At 64.2% G+C, this 16,148-nt stretch carries 20 protein-coding genes; 11 read left to right on the top strand and 9 right to left on the bottom strand.

Going from position 1 to position 16,148, the window contains the following annotated elements; genetic code table 11:
• Window positions 1-61 precede the first annotated feature (61 nt).
• From dapD to MESOP_RS03045, 4 genes are all read left to right on the top strand, one after another.
• Window positions 62-916 (top strand): 2,3,4,5-tetrahydropyridine-2,6-dicarboxylate N-succinyltransferase, encoded by an 855-nt coding sequence (gene dapD / locus MESOP_RS03060; RefSeq protein ID WP_013891857.1) that lies wholly within the window; start codon window positions 62-64, stop codon window positions 914-916.
• Between the two features lie 72 nt (window positions 917-988).
• Window positions 989-1,342 (top strand): DUF805 domain-containing protein, encoded by a 354-nt coding sequence (locus MESOP_RS03055; protein WP_013891856.1) that lies wholly within the window; start codon window positions 989-991, stop codon window positions 1,340-1,342.
• Complete coding sequence (locus MESOP_RS03050; RefSeq protein WP_013891855.1) at window positions 1,335-1,712, top strand: DUF805 domain-containing protein; 378 nt, start codon at window positions 1,335-1,337, stop codon at window positions 1,710-1,712. The genes MESOP_RS03055 and MESOP_RS03050 overlap by 8 nt, the downstream gene beginning before the upstream one ends.
• Window positions 1,713-1,725: 13 nt before the next feature.
• Window positions 1,726-2,499: a hypothetical protein gene (locus MESOP_RS03045; RefSeq protein ID WP_013891854.1), complete on the top strand. Its 774-nt coding sequence runs from the start codon at window positions 1,726-1,728 to the stop codon at window positions 2,497-2,499.
• Here the strand turns inward: MESOP_RS03045 and MESOP_RS03040 are convergent.
• Complete coding sequence (locus tag MESOP_RS03040; RefSeq protein WP_013891853.1) at window positions 2,402-3,451, bottom strand: 2-dehydropantoate 2-reductase; 1,050 nt, start codon at window positions 3,449-3,451, stop codon at window positions 2,402-2,404. The two genes, MESOP_RS03045 and MESOP_RS03040, sit on opposite strands and share 98 nt — an antisense overlap.
• A gap of 127 nt (window positions 3,452-3,578) precedes the next feature.
• Between MESOP_RS03040 and dapE the strand changes: the two genes are divergently transcribed.
• Both dapE and MESOP_RS03030 read left to right on the top strand, forming a co-directional pair.
• Window positions 3,579-4,772 (top strand): succinyl-diaminopimelate desuccinylase, encoded by a 1,194-nt coding sequence (gene dapE, locus MESOP_RS03035; protein ID WP_013891852.1) that lies wholly within the window; start codon window positions 3,579-3,581, stop codon window positions 4,770-4,772.
• Window positions 4,773-4,777: 5 nt separating this feature from the next.
• Window positions 4,778-5,410 (top strand): hypothetical protein, encoded by a 633-nt coding sequence (locus tag MESOP_RS03030; protein ID WP_013891851.1) that lies wholly within the window; start codon window positions 4,778-4,780, stop codon window positions 5,408-5,410.
• Between the two features lie 35 nt (window positions 5,411-5,445).
• On the opposite strand, the gene truA is transcribed toward MESOP_RS03030, so the two are convergent.
• From truA to def, 4 genes are read right to left on the bottom strand one after another with little or no spacing between them, the layout of a single operon-like run.
• Window positions 5,446-6,195 (bottom strand): tRNA pseudouridine(38-40) synthase TruA, encoded by a 750-nt coding sequence (truA, locus tag MESOP_RS03025; protein WP_013891850.1) that lies wholly within the window; start codon window positions 6,193-6,195, stop codon window positions 5,446-5,448.
• A 23-nt stretch (window positions 6,196-6,218) separates the two neighbouring features.
• Window positions 6,219-6,725, bottom strand: a complete 507-nt coding sequence (locus tag MESOP_RS03020) for a GNAT family N-acetyltransferase (RefSeq protein ID WP_013891849.1) — start codon at window positions 6,723-6,725, stop codon at window positions 6,219-6,221.
• Complete coding sequence (gene fmt, locus MESOP_RS03015; RefSeq protein WP_013891848.1) at window positions 6,722-7,675, bottom strand: methionyl-tRNA formyltransferase; 954 nt, start codon at window positions 7,673-7,675, stop codon at window positions 6,722-6,724. The genes MESOP_RS03020 and fmt overlap by 4 nt, the downstream gene beginning before the upstream one ends.
• 3 nt (window positions 7,676-7,678) lie before the next feature.
• Entirely contained in the window at window positions 7,679-8,209 is a 531-nt protein-coding gene (gene def / locus MESOP_RS03010) for a peptide deformylase (RefSeq protein ID WP_013891847.1), read from the bottom strand.
• A 103-nt stretch (window positions 8,210-8,312) separates the two neighbouring features.
• On the opposite strand from def, the gene MESOP_RS03005 reads away from it, so the two are divergent.
• A complete protein-coding gene (locus MESOP_RS03005; protein ID WP_013891846.1) occupies window positions 8,313-9,584 on the top strand; it encodes a DNA recombination protein RmuC in 1,272 nt (423 codons plus the stop codon).
• Window positions 9,585-9,605: 21 nt separating this feature from the next.
• Here the strand turns inward: MESOP_RS03005 and MESOP_RS03000 are convergent, their stop codons facing one another.
• The 3 genes from MESOP_RS03000 to MESOP_RS02990 all read right to left on the bottom strand — a co-directional run bounded on the left by MESOP_RS03000 (window position 9,606) and on the right by MESOP_RS02990 (window position 11,974).
• Complete coding sequence (locus tag MESOP_RS03000; protein WP_013891845.1) at window positions 9,606-10,010, bottom strand: GFA family protein; 405 nt, start codon at window positions 10,008-10,010, stop codon at window positions 9,606-9,608.
• 64 nt (window positions 10,011-10,074) lie between these two features.
• A complete protein-coding gene (locus MESOP_RS02995) occupies window positions 10,075-11,043 on the bottom strand; it encodes a cation diffusion facilitator family transporter (protein ID WP_013891844.1) in 969 nt (322 codons plus the stop codon).
• 121 nt (window positions 11,044-11,164) lie between these two features.
• Window positions 11,165-11,974 carry a transglutaminase-like domain-containing protein gene (locus MESOP_RS02990; RefSeq protein WP_013891843.1) on the bottom strand — a complete coding sequence of 270 codons (810 nt, stop codon included), beginning with the start codon at window positions 11,972-11,974 and terminating at the stop codon, window positions 11,165-11,167.
• 212 nt (window positions 11,975-12,186) lie between these two features.
• Here MESOP_RS02990 and MESOP_RS36525 point away from each other — a divergent pair, with 212 nt between their 5' ends.
• Entirely contained in the window at window positions 12,187-12,312 is a 126-nt protein-coding gene (locus MESOP_RS36525; protein WP_013891842.1) for a hypothetical protein, read from the top strand.
• A gap of 211 nt (window positions 12,313-12,523) precedes the next feature.
• The gene (sugE, locus tag MESOP_RS02985) at window positions 12,524-12,838 is read left to right on the top strand and encodes a quaternary ammonium compound efflux SMR transporter SugE (protein ID WP_013891841.1); all 315 of its coding nucleotides are present in this window, start codon (window positions 12,524-12,526) and stop codon (window positions 12,836-12,838) included.
• A gap of 170 nt (window positions 12,839-13,008) precedes the next feature.
• On the opposite strand, the gene MESOP_RS02980 is transcribed toward sugE, so the two are convergent.
• Window positions 13,009-13,437 carry a DUF6481 family protein gene (locus MESOP_RS02980; protein ID WP_013891840.1) on the bottom strand — a complete coding sequence of 143 codons (429 nt, stop codon included), beginning with the start codon at window positions 13,435-13,437 and terminating at the stop codon, window positions 13,009-13,011.
• Window positions 13,438-13,753: 316 nt separating this feature from the next.
• On the opposite strand from MESOP_RS02980, the gene MESOP_RS02975 reads away from it, so the two are divergent.
• Together MESOP_RS02975 and MESOP_RS02970 are read left to right on the top strand one after the other, a co-directional pair.
• A complete protein-coding gene (locus MESOP_RS02975) occupies window positions 13,754-14,815 on the top strand; it encodes an LLM class flavin-dependent oxidoreductase (protein WP_013891839.1) in 1,062 nt (353 codons plus the stop codon).
• 123 nt (window positions 14,816-14,938) lie between these two features.
• The gene (locus MESOP_RS02970) at window positions 14,939-16,108 is read left to right on the top strand and encodes an AI-2E family transporter (protein WP_013891838.1); all 1,170 of its coding nucleotides are present in this window, start codon (window positions 14,939-14,941) and stop codon (window positions 16,106-16,108) included.
• Window positions 16,109-16,148: the final 40 nt, after the last annotated feature.

The raw sequence follows: 16,148 nt of genomic DNA, 5'->3' as shown, positions 1-16,148 counted from the left end.
CGCGCGACTTTTAAACAGGTTAAGGCTCAGGCCCTTAACAGCTTGGTAATGGAGCGAAATCATGTCGAAGCCCGATCTGGCAAGCCTCGAAAAGACCATCGAGAAGGCCTTCGAGGAGCGCGACACGATTTCGACCGCGACCCGTGGCGAGACGCGCGATGCCATCCAGTCGGCGCTCGACCTGCTCGACCGCGGCACGGTGCGCGTCGCCGAGCGGCAGGACGACGGCAAGTGGCACGTCAACCAGTGGCTGAAGAAGGCGGTGCTGCTCTCCTTCCGGCTCAACCCGATGGAGATCATCAAGGGCGGCCCCGGCCAGGCTGTGTGGTGGGACAAGGTGGCGTCCAAGTTCGACGGCTGGAGCGCCGTCGACTTCGAGAAGGCGGGCTTCCGCGCCGTGCCGGGATCGATCGTGCGCCGCTCCGCCTATGTCGCCCCGGGCGCGGTGCTGATGCCGTCCTTCGTCAATGTCGGCGCCTATATCGATACCGGCACCATGGTCGATACCTGGGTCGGGGTCGGCTCTTGCGCCCAGATCGGCAAGAATGTGCATCTTTCCGGCGGCGTCGGCATCGGCGGCGTGCTGGAGCCGATGCAGGCCGGTCCCACCATCATCGAGGACAATTGCTTTATCGGCGCGCGCTCGGAAGTGGTCGAGGGCTGCATCGTGCGCGAAGGCTCGGTGCTCGGCATGGGCGTCTTCATCGGCCAGTCGACCAAGATCGTCGACCGCGCCACCGGCGAGGTCTTCTACGGCGAGGTGCCGCCAAATTCCGTCGTCGTAGCCGGCTCGATGCCCGGCAAGCCGTTGCCGAACAACGAGCCCGGCCCCAGCCTCTACTGCGCCGTCATCGTCAAGCGTGTCGACGCCAAGACCCGGTCCAAGACCTCGATCAACGAGTTGCTACGCGATTGATCTTTCCGCCGGGTGGGCGCACCTTCCGCCGGCGCGGCAATCGGTCGCGCTGGTTCGACATGGAGGGGTGACATGGACTGGAAATATCTGCTGACCAGCTATGAGGGTCGCATCAACCGCGCGAAGTTCTGGGCCGGCGTCGGCATCATTTTCGTCGGCGCGGTAATCGCGATGATCCTCGACAACATACTGGGCACGACATTCAACCAGATGCCTTACGGCTTTATCTATTTGCTCTACTCGCTTGCCATGCTCTATTCGGTCTTCGCCTTCTACGCCAAACGCTGGCATGATCGTGGCAAGTCCGGTTGGTGGAGCCTGATCATCCTGGTGCCGTTCATCGGCGCGATCTGGTTTCTGGTGGAGTGCGGCATTCTCGAAGGCACCAAGGGTGCCAATCAATACGGACCGGACCCGCTTGCCTGAAAGTTCAAATCTTACCTGGCTTTTCTTCAAGACATCGGGCCGCGTCAGCCGCGCGGCCTATTTTCTTGGCGGGCTGCTCGTCGCCATCATCCAGGCGTTTCCGCTGTACCGTTTCACGCTGGTGCCGGAGGGTTCGGCCGAGAGCAACATGTGGTCGTTCATCTTCTTCGTCGCCTTCATCGCCTCGCTGTGGTCGAACATCGTGCTGGCGGTGAAGCGGCTGCACGACCTCGACAAACCGGGCATTGCCGCGCTGATCCTGTTCGTGCCGGTCGTCTCGATCGTCGCCTTCCTTGTGTTGTGCCTGTTTCCAGGGCAGCCTGGACCCAACCGCTATGGCCGGCGCACCAACGAGCCGGAACAACCCTGAGGATCGATCGGGCATGCGCTACCGTACGCTTGATCCGAAACTGATCGTCGAGACCGCCGAGCGGCTGGAGGGCCGCATCGCCGACCGTTTCCCCGATGCGGGACTGCGCGGCGTCGCCGCCGAACTGGTGTCGTTGTCGCGCGACCTGGCAAAGGCCGCCAAGGCGCTCGAGGCGCCGATCTGGTGGCTGCGCGGCATCATCGTTGCCGCGGTCGGCGCCGGCGCGCTGGTCTTCCTGTTCGTCGGCACCATCCTGCCCCTTATTCACATTTCCCAGGCCGACGACGCAGTGCAGTCGGTGCAAGGCATCGAAGCCACGATCAACATGATGATCCTCGCCGTGCTTGGCTTCCTGGCCCTGATCCGCACCGAGGAACGCATCAAGCGCAAGCAGGTGTTCCGCCAGTTGCACGGTCTGCGTTCGCTGATCCACGTCATCGACATGCATCAGTTGACCAAGGATCCGGCTGCGCTGTCGGCCAATTTCAAGCCCACCCTGCACTCGCCAGCCCGCATCATCAATGCCGCGGATCTGGCACGTTATCTCGACTATTGCTCGGAAATGCTGTCGATCACCGGCAAGATCGCCGCGCTGTTCGCCCAGTCGGTCAATGACGCCGTGGTCATCGACGGCGTCAACGACATCGAGAATCTGAGCTCCAACCTGTCACGCAAGATCTGGCAGAAGATCACGCTGATCGAGGGCCACCCGGCGCCAGAACCTGTTCCGGCGTCAGGCCCGGCGATCCAAGCCGCGCCGCTTCGGCCGCGCGCACCAAAGCGGTAACGCTTTTCAAGAGCGGCGCCGGTGTGCCTGTTTTTTCTGCGAGGCCGAGCACCGCACCTTGCAGCTCGCCGATCTCCGTCGGCCGGCCGCGCCGCAGATCGTCCCACATCGACGAGCGGGCCTCGGGGTCGATCGCCAGCATGCGTCGCGCCAAAAGCTTGAACAGCCAGTCCGGCAGCCTGAGCACCTTCGGCAGCAGCGCCGGCCGCAAGCCGGCGATACGGGCCGGCTCGATGCCGGAGGCTTTCATCGCCCGCAGCGCTTCGTCGATCTGGCCGGCCAGGATCAGCCGCCAGCGGCGATCGGCGAGTTCGCGCGCCAGCGGCAGGTCCGAAAGCGCCACCAGCGCGTTGTTCAAATTCATCAACAGCTTGCCCCACAGCACCGCCTTCATGTCGCCGTGGGTTTCGACCGCCAGCCCTTCGACATTCAGAAAACTGGCGACATCGAGGAGGCCGGCAAGACCGTCCTGGATCATCACCTTGCCGTCGCTGGCGCGGTGGACGCGCAGCGGCAATTCGCCGTCCGGCGGCTGCACGACATTGAACGGCACCATGCCGGCCAGCACCGTTCGTCCGTCAAGTCCGGCGCGCAGCCTGTCGGCGTTGTCGACGCCGTTCTGCAGGCTGACCGCGACGGCATCGGGGCGGGCGTGGGCCTGGATGAGGGCGGCCATCTCCTGCGTCGCGCCGCTCTTGACCGTCACCAGGATCACGTCGGCTTGCCGCAAGGCGGTGGCCGGATCCGCGGTGACCTCGAGCGCATCCGGCTTGACCAGGCGATCACGGCCTTCGAGGTCGCTGACGCGCAATCCGCTCTGGCGCAGTGCCGTCTCTATGCGCGGCCGGGCCAGCAGGATCACCTGGCGTCCGGCAAGAGCCAGGCAGCCGCCAGCGTAGCAGCCGATGCTGCCGGCACCGGCAATGACGATCTTCTTCCCGCCGTTTGTCATTCTGTCGTTCCGCCGCGGCCGCGACTATACGACATGAAAACCATAATGTCGGCGCTTTGTCAGGCCATTGGGCTGGCCCCTATGTCTGGCCGTGACAGGCCCTCAGCTTTCGACTATCGGTTTTGCCATGACGCTGCCGACCGACCCCGCCGCAAACCTCGCCACCCTTATCCGTTGCGCTTCGGTGACACCAGCCGAAGGCGGCGCGCTCGGCGCGCTGGAAACGATGCTGAAACCGCTCGGCTTCCTGGTCGAGCGGCCGGTGTTTTCCGAGGATGGCACGCCCGACATCGAGAACCTCTATGCAAGGCGTTCCGGCAATGGCCCGCATCTGATGTTTGCGGGTCATACCGATGTCGTGCCGGTCGGCGACGAAGCCGCCTGGACGCATCCGCCTTTCGCCGCCGAAATCGCCAATGGCGAGATGTATGGACGTGGCGCCGTCGACATGAAGGGCGGCATTGCCTGTTTCATCGCCGCCGTGGCGCGCCATGTCGAGGCAAATGGCGGCCCGAAAGGCTCGGTCTCGCTGCTGATCACCGGTGACGAGGAAGGACCCGCCATCAACGGCACGGTCAAGCTGCTCGAATGGGCGGCGTCCCGGGGCGAGAAGTGGGATGCCTCGATCGTCGGCGAGCCGACCAACCCGGATGCGCTCGGCGACATGATCAAGATCGGCCGGCGCGGCTCGATGTCGGGCGCCGTTACCGTCAATGGCCGCCAGGGCCATGCCGCCTATCCGCAGCTTGCCGACAATCCGGTGCGCGGGCTGATGAGCCTGGTCGACGCCTTGCTGCATCCCGTCTTCGACAAGGGAACCAGGGATTTCCAGCCGACCAATCTGGAAGTCACCTCAATCGATGTCGGCAACCCGGCCACCAACGTCATCCCGGCGAAGGCGGTCGCTGTCTTCAACATCCGCTTTAACGACACCTGGACGGCCGAAACCCTTCAGGCCGAAATCCACAACCGCCTCGACCAGGCGGCCGGCCGCAAGAAATATCGGCCGGGCAAGAAGACGCCGGTCGACTACGATCTCGTCTGGCGCGACCGTCCGAGCCACGTCTTCCTGACCCGTGACGACCGGCTGGTCGAAACGCTTGCCGGCTCGATCAAGTCGGCGGTTGGCAAGGAGCCGACGCTGTCGACCTCGGGCGGCACGTCGGACGCGCGCTTCATCAAGGACTATTGTCCGGTGGTCGAGTTCGGCTTGGTCGGCAAGACCATGCACATGGTCGATGAGCGCGTCGCCATTGCCGATCTCGAAACACTGACGCGGATCTACCAGCGCTTCATCGAAGACTGGTTCGGGCAGGGCTGAGCGGCATGCTTTCGGCGGACGAAACCCAAGCTTCGCTGACTGGCGCCTGGCGGCTGATGCTCGGCAAGGTCGACGGCCTGCGCCTGCTCGACCTGTCGGCCGACGGGTTCTGGAATTCCTTCTTCGCCATCATCGTTGCGGCGCCGGCGCTGATCGTCGGCTGGGTCGGTATCGCCAACGAGATCGGCGATCCCGACGCCTTCGCGGGTCGCTTCAGCATGCTGCTGCGGTTGGCGACCGTCGATATCGGCTCCTGGGTGCTGCCGCTGGTCGCGCTCGCCCTGGTGGCGCCGCGCGCTGGTATCGGTGGCCGTTTCGTCCACTATGTCGTTGCCAGCAACTGGGCCTCGGCGATCACCGCCTGGCTGATGCTGCCGTCGGCGCTGATCAGGCTCTTCCTGTCGTCGGCAAGCCAGGTCTCGAGCCTCGTATCGCTGCTGTTGTTCGCCCTGTCGATGGTGCTGACCTGGCGCATGACGAACGCCACGATCGGCAAGGGAGCGGCGGTCGGCACCGCCGTCTTCGTCGGCATGTTCATCGCGTCGCTGCTGGTGCTGTTCGGGCTGCAGATGTTGCTCGGCATCGCCGTGCCGGACGATGTCGGGGCTCAGAGCCTTTCCGGGCTCTATCCCGGATAGAGCCCCGTCTCTATCCCGGATAGAGCCTCCTGCCTCTATTCGGAATAGTCGACGCCAATGAGAAAAAGCCCGTCGGGCGGCGCCACCTGGCCGCAGGCGGCGCGGTCGCGCGCTTCGAGCGCCGCCTTGAAATCGTTGGCGCTCCAGCTGCCGTCGCCGACGCGCTTGAGCGAACCGACCATGGATCGCACCTGGTTGTGCAGGAAGGAGCGTGCCGAAGCCCGCACCTCGATCATGTCGCCCTGTCTGCTCACGTCGAGCTGCTCCAGCGTCCGGACCGGGCTGTTGGCCTGGCACTGCGTCGAGCGGAAGGTGGTGAAGTCGTGCCGCCCGAGCAGGATCTTGGCCGCTTCGTGCATGGCGCCGGCGTCGAGCCGCTTCGGCACCCACCACACCTTGCCCTTCTCCAGCGCCGAGGGCGCGCGTCGGTTGAGGATGCGGTAGAGATAGTGGCGGCCGGTGGCCGAGAATCGGGCGTCGAAATCGTCGGGGACGACGCCTGCCTTGAGGATGACAACGCGTGCGCCCGCCGCCTGCAGATGGGCGTTGACGGCATCGCGCACCTTGTCGCCAGGCCATGCCTTGACGAGGTCGACATGTGCGACCTGAGCCGTGGCGTGCACGCCCGCATCGGTGCGGCCGGCGGCGCGCAGTCGCACCGCCTCGCCGCAGAATTTTTCGATCGCCTCTTCGATCGCCTGCTGCACCGAAGGCTGATCGGCCTGGTGCTGCCAGCCGGCGAAAAGGCTGCCGTCATATTCGATGTCGAGGCGAAAACGCGGCATGCCGGGCAGCTATACGCTTTCGCCTAGGCGGCGAGAGCGGTGAAGGCGGAAGCATAGATCAGACTGCCGGTTTCCGGAGCGTCGCCCCAGGCCAGCGCCTGCAGCGCTTCGCCCTGGTATTCGCTCTCGAACTTTTCGGCCCGCGTATGGCTATAGCCGAAACGGCCGTAATAGGCCGGATCGCCCAGCACCACGGCCAGCGTCTCGCCGGTATCCTTGAGGCGGATATGCGCCTCGCGGATCAGCGCGCCGCCAATGCCGCTGCCATGGAAGGAGGGCTCCACCGCCAGCGGCGCGAGCGCCACGGCGGCGAAGCTCTTGCCGCCATTTTGGACGAACAGCCGGGAAAACAGGATGTGGCCGACCACTTGCCCATCTTCCTCCGCCACCAGTTCGACGACGGCATCGCCGCCGGTCACCAGCGCATCGACCAGCCCGGCTTCCGCCTGCTGGCCGAAAGCGTGTTCCTCGACGTCGCGAATGGCCTCGCGATCCCGCGGCGTCGCCGCGCGTATCGACATCATGCTCATGAGAACTTCATTCCTTTTTCGATCTTGGCCCCGCGCAGGAATTCCGGCGCGGCAGCAGGCCTTCCGCCCGCGCGTTGAACTTCGACCAGCCTGACCGCGCCTGTTCCGCAGGCTACCGTCAGCCGGTCATCGAGAATGCCTCCCGACTCGCCCAAATCATCCGAAAGCGGCAGGCCTTCGGACAGCGTCGAGCGAAGCAGTTTCAGCCGCTCCGGGCGGCCGCCAATGTCAATCTCGGACCAGGCGCCGGGAAAGGGCGACAGGCCGCGAATGGTGTTGTGGACCTCGGCCGCCGGCCGCGTCCAGTCCACATGCGTCTCGGATTTATCGATTTTTCTGGCGTAAGTCACCCCATCCACGGCCTGTGTGGTAAATCTCAGGGTGCTCTCTTCCAGCCGCGCCAGCGCTTCCACCATCAGGGCAGCACCGATGCTCATCAACCGATCATGCAGATCGCCGGCCGTCATATCGGGTTCGATGGCGCATTTTTCAACCAGTCCCACCGGCCCGGTGTCCAGGCCCTCTTCCATGCGCATCACCATCATGCCGGTTTCCAGGTCGCCCGCCATGATGGCGCGCTGGATGGGAGCCGCGCCCCGCCACCGCGGCAACAGTGACGCATGGCCGTTGATGCAGCCGAGCCGGGGCGCGTCGAGGACCGCCTTCGGCAATAGCAACCCATAGGCGACGACCACCGCGATATCCGCCCCCAGGGCATGCAAAGCGGCCTGCTCGGCTTCGCCTTTCAGCGATACGGGCATGCGCACCTCGACGCCCAGCCGCTCAGCCTCGCGCTGCACCGGCGACGGCGTCAGTTCCAGCCCGCGCCGTCCGGCGGCGCGCGGCGGCTGGGTATAGACGGCTGCAATCTGGTGTCCCGCTTCGGCAAGCGCGCGCAACGTCGGCACCGAAAACTCAGGCGTGCCCATGAAGATGACGCGAAGGGGCATTCCCTATCCCACCAGTTTGCCCGGCGCCTTGTCCTTGGCGAGCTTCTTGAACTTCTTCACCACCATGTCGCGCTTCAGCTTCGAGATGTGGTCGATGAACAGCACGCCGTTGAGGTGGTCGATCTCGTGCTGCAGGCAGGTCGCCATCAGCCCCTCGGCCTCCATCTCCTGCAGCTTGCCGTCGCGATCGAGGTATTTTACGCGCACCGAAGCGGGGCGTTCGACTTCGGCGTAATAGTCGGGGATGGATAGGCAGCCTTCCTCGTAGACCGAGCGGGCGTCGGCGCTTTCCAGGATTTCCGGATTGATGAAGACATGCGGCGCCGGCGTCTCGTCTTCCTTGGCGAGATCGATCACCAGCATGCGCAGGGGTTCGCCGATCTGGATCGCGGCCAGCCCGATGCCTGGCGCGTCATACATGGTGGCCAGCATGTCGTCGGCTAATCCGCGCAACGGCGCGTCGACGCGTTCCACCGGCTTGGAAACCTGGCGCAGGATGGGGTCGGGAAGGATGATGAGCGGCTTGATCGGCATGGCGTTCCACGTAAGACGTCCAGCGAAGAGCGTCAACCGGGGCGTCTGAGCCTCGTTCACGTTTTGATCTGTGTCGTCGGGCCGAATCGGCTATGCTGTCCACATGAATGACCTGAGCACCATCCTTTCGGAGCCCGTGGCACGGCTTGGCGCCTCCACGATCACGCTTGGCCACGCGCTGGCTTTCGGCGCATTGCTGTTTCTTGGCCTGTTCGTGGCGCTTGTCGTCGCGCTGTGGCGGTCGGCCAAGGCGCGCGCCGTGGCGGCTGCCGAAGCCGCCGACCATGCTCGCGACGCCGAAGCGCGGATGGCCGGCATTCTGCAATCCCAGGCCGAGATGCAGGGCCGCATGGGCGCCATCGCCGAAGTGTTCGGCGCGCGCCAGGCAGAGCTGACGCAATCGATCGGCCAGCGCCTCGACGCCATGACCGGCCGCATCGGCCAGACCATGACCGAACAGACCAAATCCACGCATGAGAGCCTGGCGAAGCTGCAGGAGCGGCTGGCGGTCATCGACACCGCGCAGGGCAACATCCAGTCGCTCGCCGGCCAGGTCGTGCAGTTGCAGGCGATCCTCTCCAACAAGCAGACGCGCGGCGCCTTCGGCCAGTCGCGCATGGAGGCCATCGTCGCCGACGGCCTGCCGCATGGCGCTTACGAGTTCCAGGCAACGCTGTCGAACGGCAGCCGGCCCGATTGCCTGGTGAAAATGCCGAATGGCGCGCCGTCGCTGGCGATCGACGCCAAGTTTCCGCTGGAGGCATGGAACGCCATCCGTGCCGCCGATGGCGCCGACCTGCAGAAGGTCGCCGCCCAGGCCTTCCGCCGCGACATCGAGATCCATGTCCGCGACATCTCGGAAAAATACCTGATCCAGGGCGAGACGCAGGACACCGCCTTCATGTTCGTGCCGTCGGAATCGGTGTTCGCCGAGATCCACGAGAATTTCGAGGCGATTGTCCACAAGGCGCATCGGGCGCGCGTCGTTATCGTTTCGCCGTCGCTGCTGATGCTGTCGATCCAGGTCATCCAGGCCATCCTCAAGGACGCCCGCATGCGCGAACAGGCGCATCTGATCCAGGGCGAGGTGATCCGGCTGATGGAGGATGTCGCGCGGGTCGACGAGCGGGTGCGCAAATTGCAGGTCCATTTCGGCCAGTCGGCCAAGGACATCGACGATATCCTGGTCTCGACATCGAAGGTCACCAAGCGCGGCCAGAAGATCGAGGCGCTGGAATTCGGCGCGCAGCCAGACGGCGATGCCGGCCCGGACGGAGCCTCACGCGCACCGGCCGCGAAGGCCGATGCAGGCCCCCGCGTCGCCGATTCGAAGACCGGGCAGCTCAGGCTGAGGGTCGTCGAAGGCGACGATTGAGGCGCAGCGCCGGACCCGGCGCTACTGCTCCTCCACCGTGGTCATGCCCTGAAATTCAGGCAGCCAGTGCAGCGCCGAGCGGTGCCATTTCTGCAGTGTCGGAACCAGATCCTGACGTTGCCGCGCGGTCCCCGCCCGAATTCCATAGACCTTCGGACCATCGCCGACCGACGTGGCGTAAAGGTGCGAGCCGCAGTCTGCGCAAAAGGCCTGGACGCGCTTGGCGCCGCTCGCCACGGTCTTGATGTAGATTTTCGGGGTGCCCCGCGTGATCCGGTAGTTGTTTTCCGGCGCCGGAACCGTCACGCGAAAGGCGGTGCCGGTCAGCTGCTGGCAATCCGTGCAATGGCAGATAGAGGTCTTTTCCGGGTCGACCTCCGCTTCATAGGTGATGGCGCCACAGTGGCATCCGCCGTCTATCTTCATCGTCGTTCCTCCTGCAATTCGGACCAATCTTAGCGGGGCAAGCCCGCGAGGCAACTTCGCTTTGCTAGTCCAAGGCCGGGTCGGACATGGCACCGATCAGCTTGCGCCGCTGCTCCCAGGTGCCAGTGGTCTGCGGCTTGACGAACAGCCGCGTGATCTCCGGCATCTCTGTATTCAGTCGTTTCTCGATGCGCTCCACGCACGCCTCGATCTCCGGCGCCGCCAGATGATCCTCGAACTCGATGCTCAGGGCGGCGACGATCTCTGCCGGTCCCATATGGACGGTCAGAACGCCGTTCGCCCGCTGTACCGCTGAATCCTGCTGGACGATCGCCAGCACCCTTTTCTGCACCTCGGGTGAAGCCGGCTCGCCGATGAGCAGGCCCTTGCTTTCGCGAGCCAGGAAGACCGCCGTCGCGCCGAGGATGAGGGCGATGCCGATGGAAGCGGCACCGTCGAGTTCCGGCATATCGAGCAATTCCGCCGCCAGGATGCCGGCAAAGGCGACGATCAGGCCGAGCAGGGCGGCGCTGTCCTCGAACAGCACGGTGTAGACGCTCGGGTCCTTGCTCGATTGCACGGCTTGCAGCCAGCCTTCCTGCCTGCCCTTCTGCCGGCGGAACTCCTTCAGCGCCACCAGCCAGGAGCTGCCTTCGAACAGGAAGGACAGGCCAAGGACGATGTAGTTCACCTTGACGTTGGCAACCGGTTCTGGCGCCATAATATGGATGATGCCCTCATAGAACGACACGCCGGCACCCAGAGCGAAGACCAGGAGAGCGACGATGAAGCTCCAGAAATAGAGTTCGCGGCCGTGGCCCAGCGGATGCGTGCGGTCGGCCGGACGCGCGGCACGATGCATGCCATAGAGCAGCAGGCTGCCATTGCCGGTGTCGACCAGCGAGTGCACGCCCTCCGACAGCATCGCCGAACTGCCGGTGAAGAAGGCGGCGGCGAATTTGGTCAGCGCGATGGCGAGATTGCCCGCCAGCGCCGCATAGATAACCGTTTTCGAGCCGCCATGCCCGGCCATGCAATGCTGTCTCCTTCAGGATACCCATCGTAGCTGCCCCGCCGCCGAAGCTCCACAGGCAGCACAACGCACGAACCGTCCCGATCGTTCAGGTCGTTGAAGGCTCCAGGGCTGGAACCTTCTATTCGACGATCTCGTCGGTCCACACCTTGAAGCCGGCAAGCGTGCCCGGTCCGAAAATATGGGTCAGCGGCACGTCCGCCGCGTCGCGGCCGGAGGCGATCAGGATGCGGCCGATGCGCGGCGCATTGTTTCGCGGATCGAAAGCATGCCAGCGACCGCCGAGGTAGACCTCCATCCAGGCGCAGAAATCCATGCTCGCCCAAGGCTTCGGCATGCCGATGTCGCTGATGTAGCCGGTGCAATAGCGCGTCGGGATGTTGAGCGCCCGGCAGAAGGTGACGGCAAGATGCGCGAAGTCGCGGCACACGCCGCTCTGCTCGCGATAGGCTTCGGCGGCGGTGCGCGTCGGCCGTGCATTGCCATAGTTGAAGACGATGTGATTGTGGACGAAATCGCACACCGCCTGCACGCGCGGGATGCCTGGTGGCGTATGGCCGAACAGCCGCCACGCTTCGCTTGCCAAAAGGTCGCTCTCGCAAAACCGGCTGGGCAGCAGGAACAGCAGCGTCTCCGCCGGCAGGTCGCGCCCCTCGTGCTGCCAGGCCATCAGCTCGCTCATCTCGAATGTACCGGGATCGCGGATTACCGCATCGGTACCGAAGGTAAAACGCCCGGGCGGCGCGACGAAGCGGTTGCACCAATTGCCGAAACTGTCGCGATAGCTCTCGATCGGCACCGGCGGGTTCGAGGTCAAAAAGTCAGGCCGCTCGAGATCGGAGGCACGGGAGTAGTGGACATTGAGCATCGCGATGAGCGGCGTTTCCTGCGGAAAGTCGAAGCTCATCTCGCAGCCGATGTGGATTCGCATCGTCGTCCTGACCGGCCTGCCTGGCAATCATCCAGCGAAAGCGCGGATCGATGCTGCAGTGCGAAGATGACCATGGCACGGACCGCCATGGTTTACGAGCAAATTAGAAAGCGGTTGAAAGCGGCCAGCCGGCGGCTGCGGCCGACTCAAGGCCCTTGCGGCAAAGCGTTTCTCTTGTTTCACTTGGCTTCCCGCAATTGGAGGAACGAATCATGGCTAAAGGTGCGATGAAGGCAGGCAAGGAAGCCCGCAAACCGAAGAAGGACGCCAAGAAGCCCGCGCCCGCGCCCGCCCTGAAGGCGCCGCCGGTCAAGGCGATGCGCATCAAGGAAAAGTAGGCTTCGGCACATCCCGCTCGGCGGGATTTGACCGGCGGCGTCGGACAATGCCGCCGGCGAGCGTTGATCGGACGTTTGGACGACCTTATATTGCTGGTGCGGGGACGACCCCGCGCCTCCCCCAAAATCCGGTCGGGACGACCCGCCCATCATTTATCGAGCATCTCGGGAGCGGATTCCGTTCCGGCCCGATGCTGGATGGAGCGTTGCGATGTCGTGGATTTTTCTATTTTTTGCCGGCCTTTTCGAAATCGGCTGGGCGATAGGCCTCAAATACACCGATGGATTCACCAGGCTTGTTCCGACGGTGCTGACGGTCGCGTCGATGGTCGTCAGCCTTACCCTGCTCGGCCTGGCGCTGAAGGCGCTGCCCGTCGGCACAGCCTATGCGGTGTGGACCGGCATCGGCACCGTCGGCACGGCATTGCTCGGCATCTGGCTGTTCGGCGAGCCCGCCACGGCGATCAGGCTCGCCTGCATCGCGTTGATCGTCTGCGGCATCATGGGGCTGAAGTTCGCGGCCTGATCGAGTCCAAGCGCTTCCCTCGGCTTGATCCGAGGGAGAGACCTCCTGAGGAAGACAGCCGTTGGGATGTCCTGCCCTAAGGGGCTCTAAAGCGTCGCTTCACGAAAACGCGTTCAGGGCCGCTGCGAGGCGACCCTGATACTGAATTCGAAGCTTGACCGCGAAGGCCGTTAGCGAGCCGAGAAGCCTGGAGGCGTTCTGCCGGTACGCTGCTTGCGTGCCGCATAGCGTGCGTCGCGTTTCGCCTTGCGTTCGGCTTCGTCGGCCAGCAAACGGGCGATGCGCTCGTTCTCTTCGGCTTCCTTGATCTTCGCTTCAGCCTGTGCCGCCTCTTCGGCCGCGACACGCGCCGCTTCGGCCGCTGCCTCGCGCTCGGCCTTCTCGACCGCTTCGCGTGCCAGCTTTTCCTGCTTCAGCCTGGCCTTCTCAGCTTCGCGTATCTCGCGAGCCTCGAGGATTGCCTTGCGTTCGGCCTGTCGCGCCAGCACTGCAGGATCATCCGCCGCCGGCTTTGACTTGAAGCGCTCCAAAAGCGCTTTCTTTGCCTCGTTCGCGGCATTGCGCCGCTCGAAAATGTCTTTTTCCCTGTAGATAGCCAAGTCCACTTCCCTGAAGTCAATTCGCGAGGCTTACATACGCGCGAATAGCGAGAGTTCAAGCGCCAAAACGGTATGCCAGCCATGAAATTCTGTGCTGTTGCCCACGGGAGACGCCTTTCTCATCCAAACCGACATGCACTGTTCACCGTCCGGCTCTCTGGTGGCGAGGCATGTTGGTCGCTACTTCCAGAGCGGTTCACCGTTTCGGTGAACCGCTCTTTCTCTTTTGTTTTGACGCAATTCCGGACGGAAAACCGTTTCACACTTTCCCTGGAATTTGCTTTAGCCGCAAAACCCAACATCAGGATGACATCAGATGGAACTCGGTCTCTACACCTTTGCCGACGTCAGCCCGCAGCCCGGCCCGGGCGCCATCGGCCCGCATGAGCGATTGCGCAACCTGATCGAGGAGGTCGAACTGGCCGATCAGGTCGGTCTCGACGTCTTTGGTCTCGGCGAGCACCACCGGCCCGACTATGCGGCCTCGGCACCGGTCGTGGCGCTAGCGGCGGCCGCCGAGCGCTCCAAGCGCATCAGGCTGACCAGCGCGGTCACCGTCCTCTCCTCCGACGATCCGGTTCGCGTCTTCCAGCAGTTCGCCACGCTCGACCTTCTCTCGGGCGGTCGTGCCGAGATCATGGCTGGACGCGGCTCGTTCATCGAGTCCTTTCCGCTGTTCGGCTACAATCTGGAGGATTATGACGAACTCTTCGCCGAAAAGCTCGATCTGCTGCTTGCCATCCGCGACCAGGTGAAAGTCACCTGGTCCGGCAATCTGCGCGCGCCGATCAACGATCGCGGCGTCTATCCCCGGCCGTTCCAGGACAGGTTGCCGGTCTGGATCGCTATTGGCGGCACGCCACAATCGGCGGCGCGCGCGGGCGCGCTCGGCCTGCCGCTGGCGCTTGCCATCATCGGCGGCGAGCCGGCACGCTTCGCGCCGCTGTTCGACCTCTACCGCGAGGCGGCCAAGCGCGCCGGCAGCGACCCGACGGGTCTCGCCACCAGCATCAACGTGCACGGCTTCATCGCCGGGACGACCGAACAGGCCGCCGATGACTTTTATGGCCCGCAAGCCGAGGTGATGAACCGCATCGGCCGCGAGCGCGGCTGGGGCCCGACATCGCGGGCGCATTTCGACCAGTCGCGCGGCCCGAATGGCGCCCTGTTCGTCGGCAATCCCGAGCAGGTCGCCGAAAAGATCGTCGCCCAGCACAAGATCTTCAACAATGACCGCTTCCTGCTGCAAATGGCGATCGGCACCATGCCGCACGCCAAGATCATGAATGCGATCGAACTCTACGGCACCAGGGTGGCCCCGATCGTGCGCAAGGAAACCGCGAAGTCCGCGCCGGCGCTGGCAACACCCGCCGCCTAAGCGGCGAGCGGGCTCGCCAGCCGCGCCCTCTCGCAAAGCCGGCTCATGGAACCTACAGCCTGAACTTCGCGTTTCCTGCAGGCAATTGCCGGCCGCGGAGAGGCGGACGGTTCGAGGGTGACCATGAAAACCGAACCCGCTGCCTTGGGCGCAGGCGCCGCCGCCGAGCCGGATCCGCGCGTTGAGGCGCGTGCCGACACGCATCTGATGCGGTTGCTGCTGGTCGGCATTTTCCTGTTCATGGCCATCTACGCGCTCTACTTCGCACGCGCCTTCTTCATGCCGGTCATCCTGGCTTTTCTGCTCGCCCTGACGCTCACCCCGATCGTGCGGATACTGCGCAAGCGCGGCATTCCCGAAGTGGCCTCTGCGACCCTTCTGGTGCTGCTGTCTATCTGCGTCTTCGCCAGCGCCGGCTACCTGCTCTCCAGCCCGGTCTTCGACCTCATCAACAACTCCTCGTCGATCGGCCAACAGCTTACCGAGCGGCTGGCGCAACTGCGGCGTCCGCTGGAAAAGATCATGCAGATTTCGCATCAGATCGAACAGCTGACCGAGACCTCGCAGGAGCCCGGCATCCAAAAAGTCGCGGTGGCGCAGTCCGGCATCCTGTCGGCGGCCGCCAGCAACATCCTGTCGGCGGGAACAAGCCTCACTATCATCTTCGTGCTGTCGCTGTTCCTGCTTGCCTCGGGGACGATGTTCTATGAGAAGATCATCCAGTCCTTCGCCAGCCTCAGCGAGAAGAAGCGGGCGCTGCGCGTAGTCTATGACGTCGAGCGCGAAATCTCGCACTATCTGCTTACCGTCACCATCATCAATGCCGGCCTCGGTACGGTCATCGGCCTTGGCCTGTGGGCGCTCGGCGTGCCCAACCCGCTGGTCTGGGGCGTGGCCGCCGCCCTGTTCAACTTCCTGCCCTATGTCGGGGCGCTCTTGACCATCGTGCTGGTCGCGGTGATTGCGCTGATCAGCTTCGACACCATTTCCTACGCGCTGTTGGCACCCGCCTTCGTGCTTTTGTGCGACGTCGTCGAAGGCCAGTTCGTGACGCCGATGGTGGTTGGTCGGCGCCTCGAGATCAACGCCGTGGCGATCTTCATCGCCATCGCCTTCTGGTCGTGGCTGTGGGGTTTCGTCGGCGCCCTGATGGCGGTGCCGTTGCTGGTCGTCATCAAGGTGTTCTGCGACCATTTCGACGGGCTCAGCCATGTCGGCAATTTTCTCGCCGCGCAGCACACCGCCGTGGTGGAAGAGGAACCAGCCGAGGAGAACGGCAAGGCTTCGGCGTGACCGGCTGGCCGTGTTTGCGGCGCCGGGATCGAATGCCTAT

This window comes from Mesorhizobium opportunistum WSM2075 (genome assembly GCF_000176035.2).
GTDB classification, from domain to species: domain Bacteria; phylum Pseudomonadota; class Alphaproteobacteria; order Rhizobiales; family Rhizobiaceae; genus Mesorhizobium; species Mesorhizobium opportunistum.
This window is presented reverse-complemented; position numbering and strand designations above follow the sequence as displayed.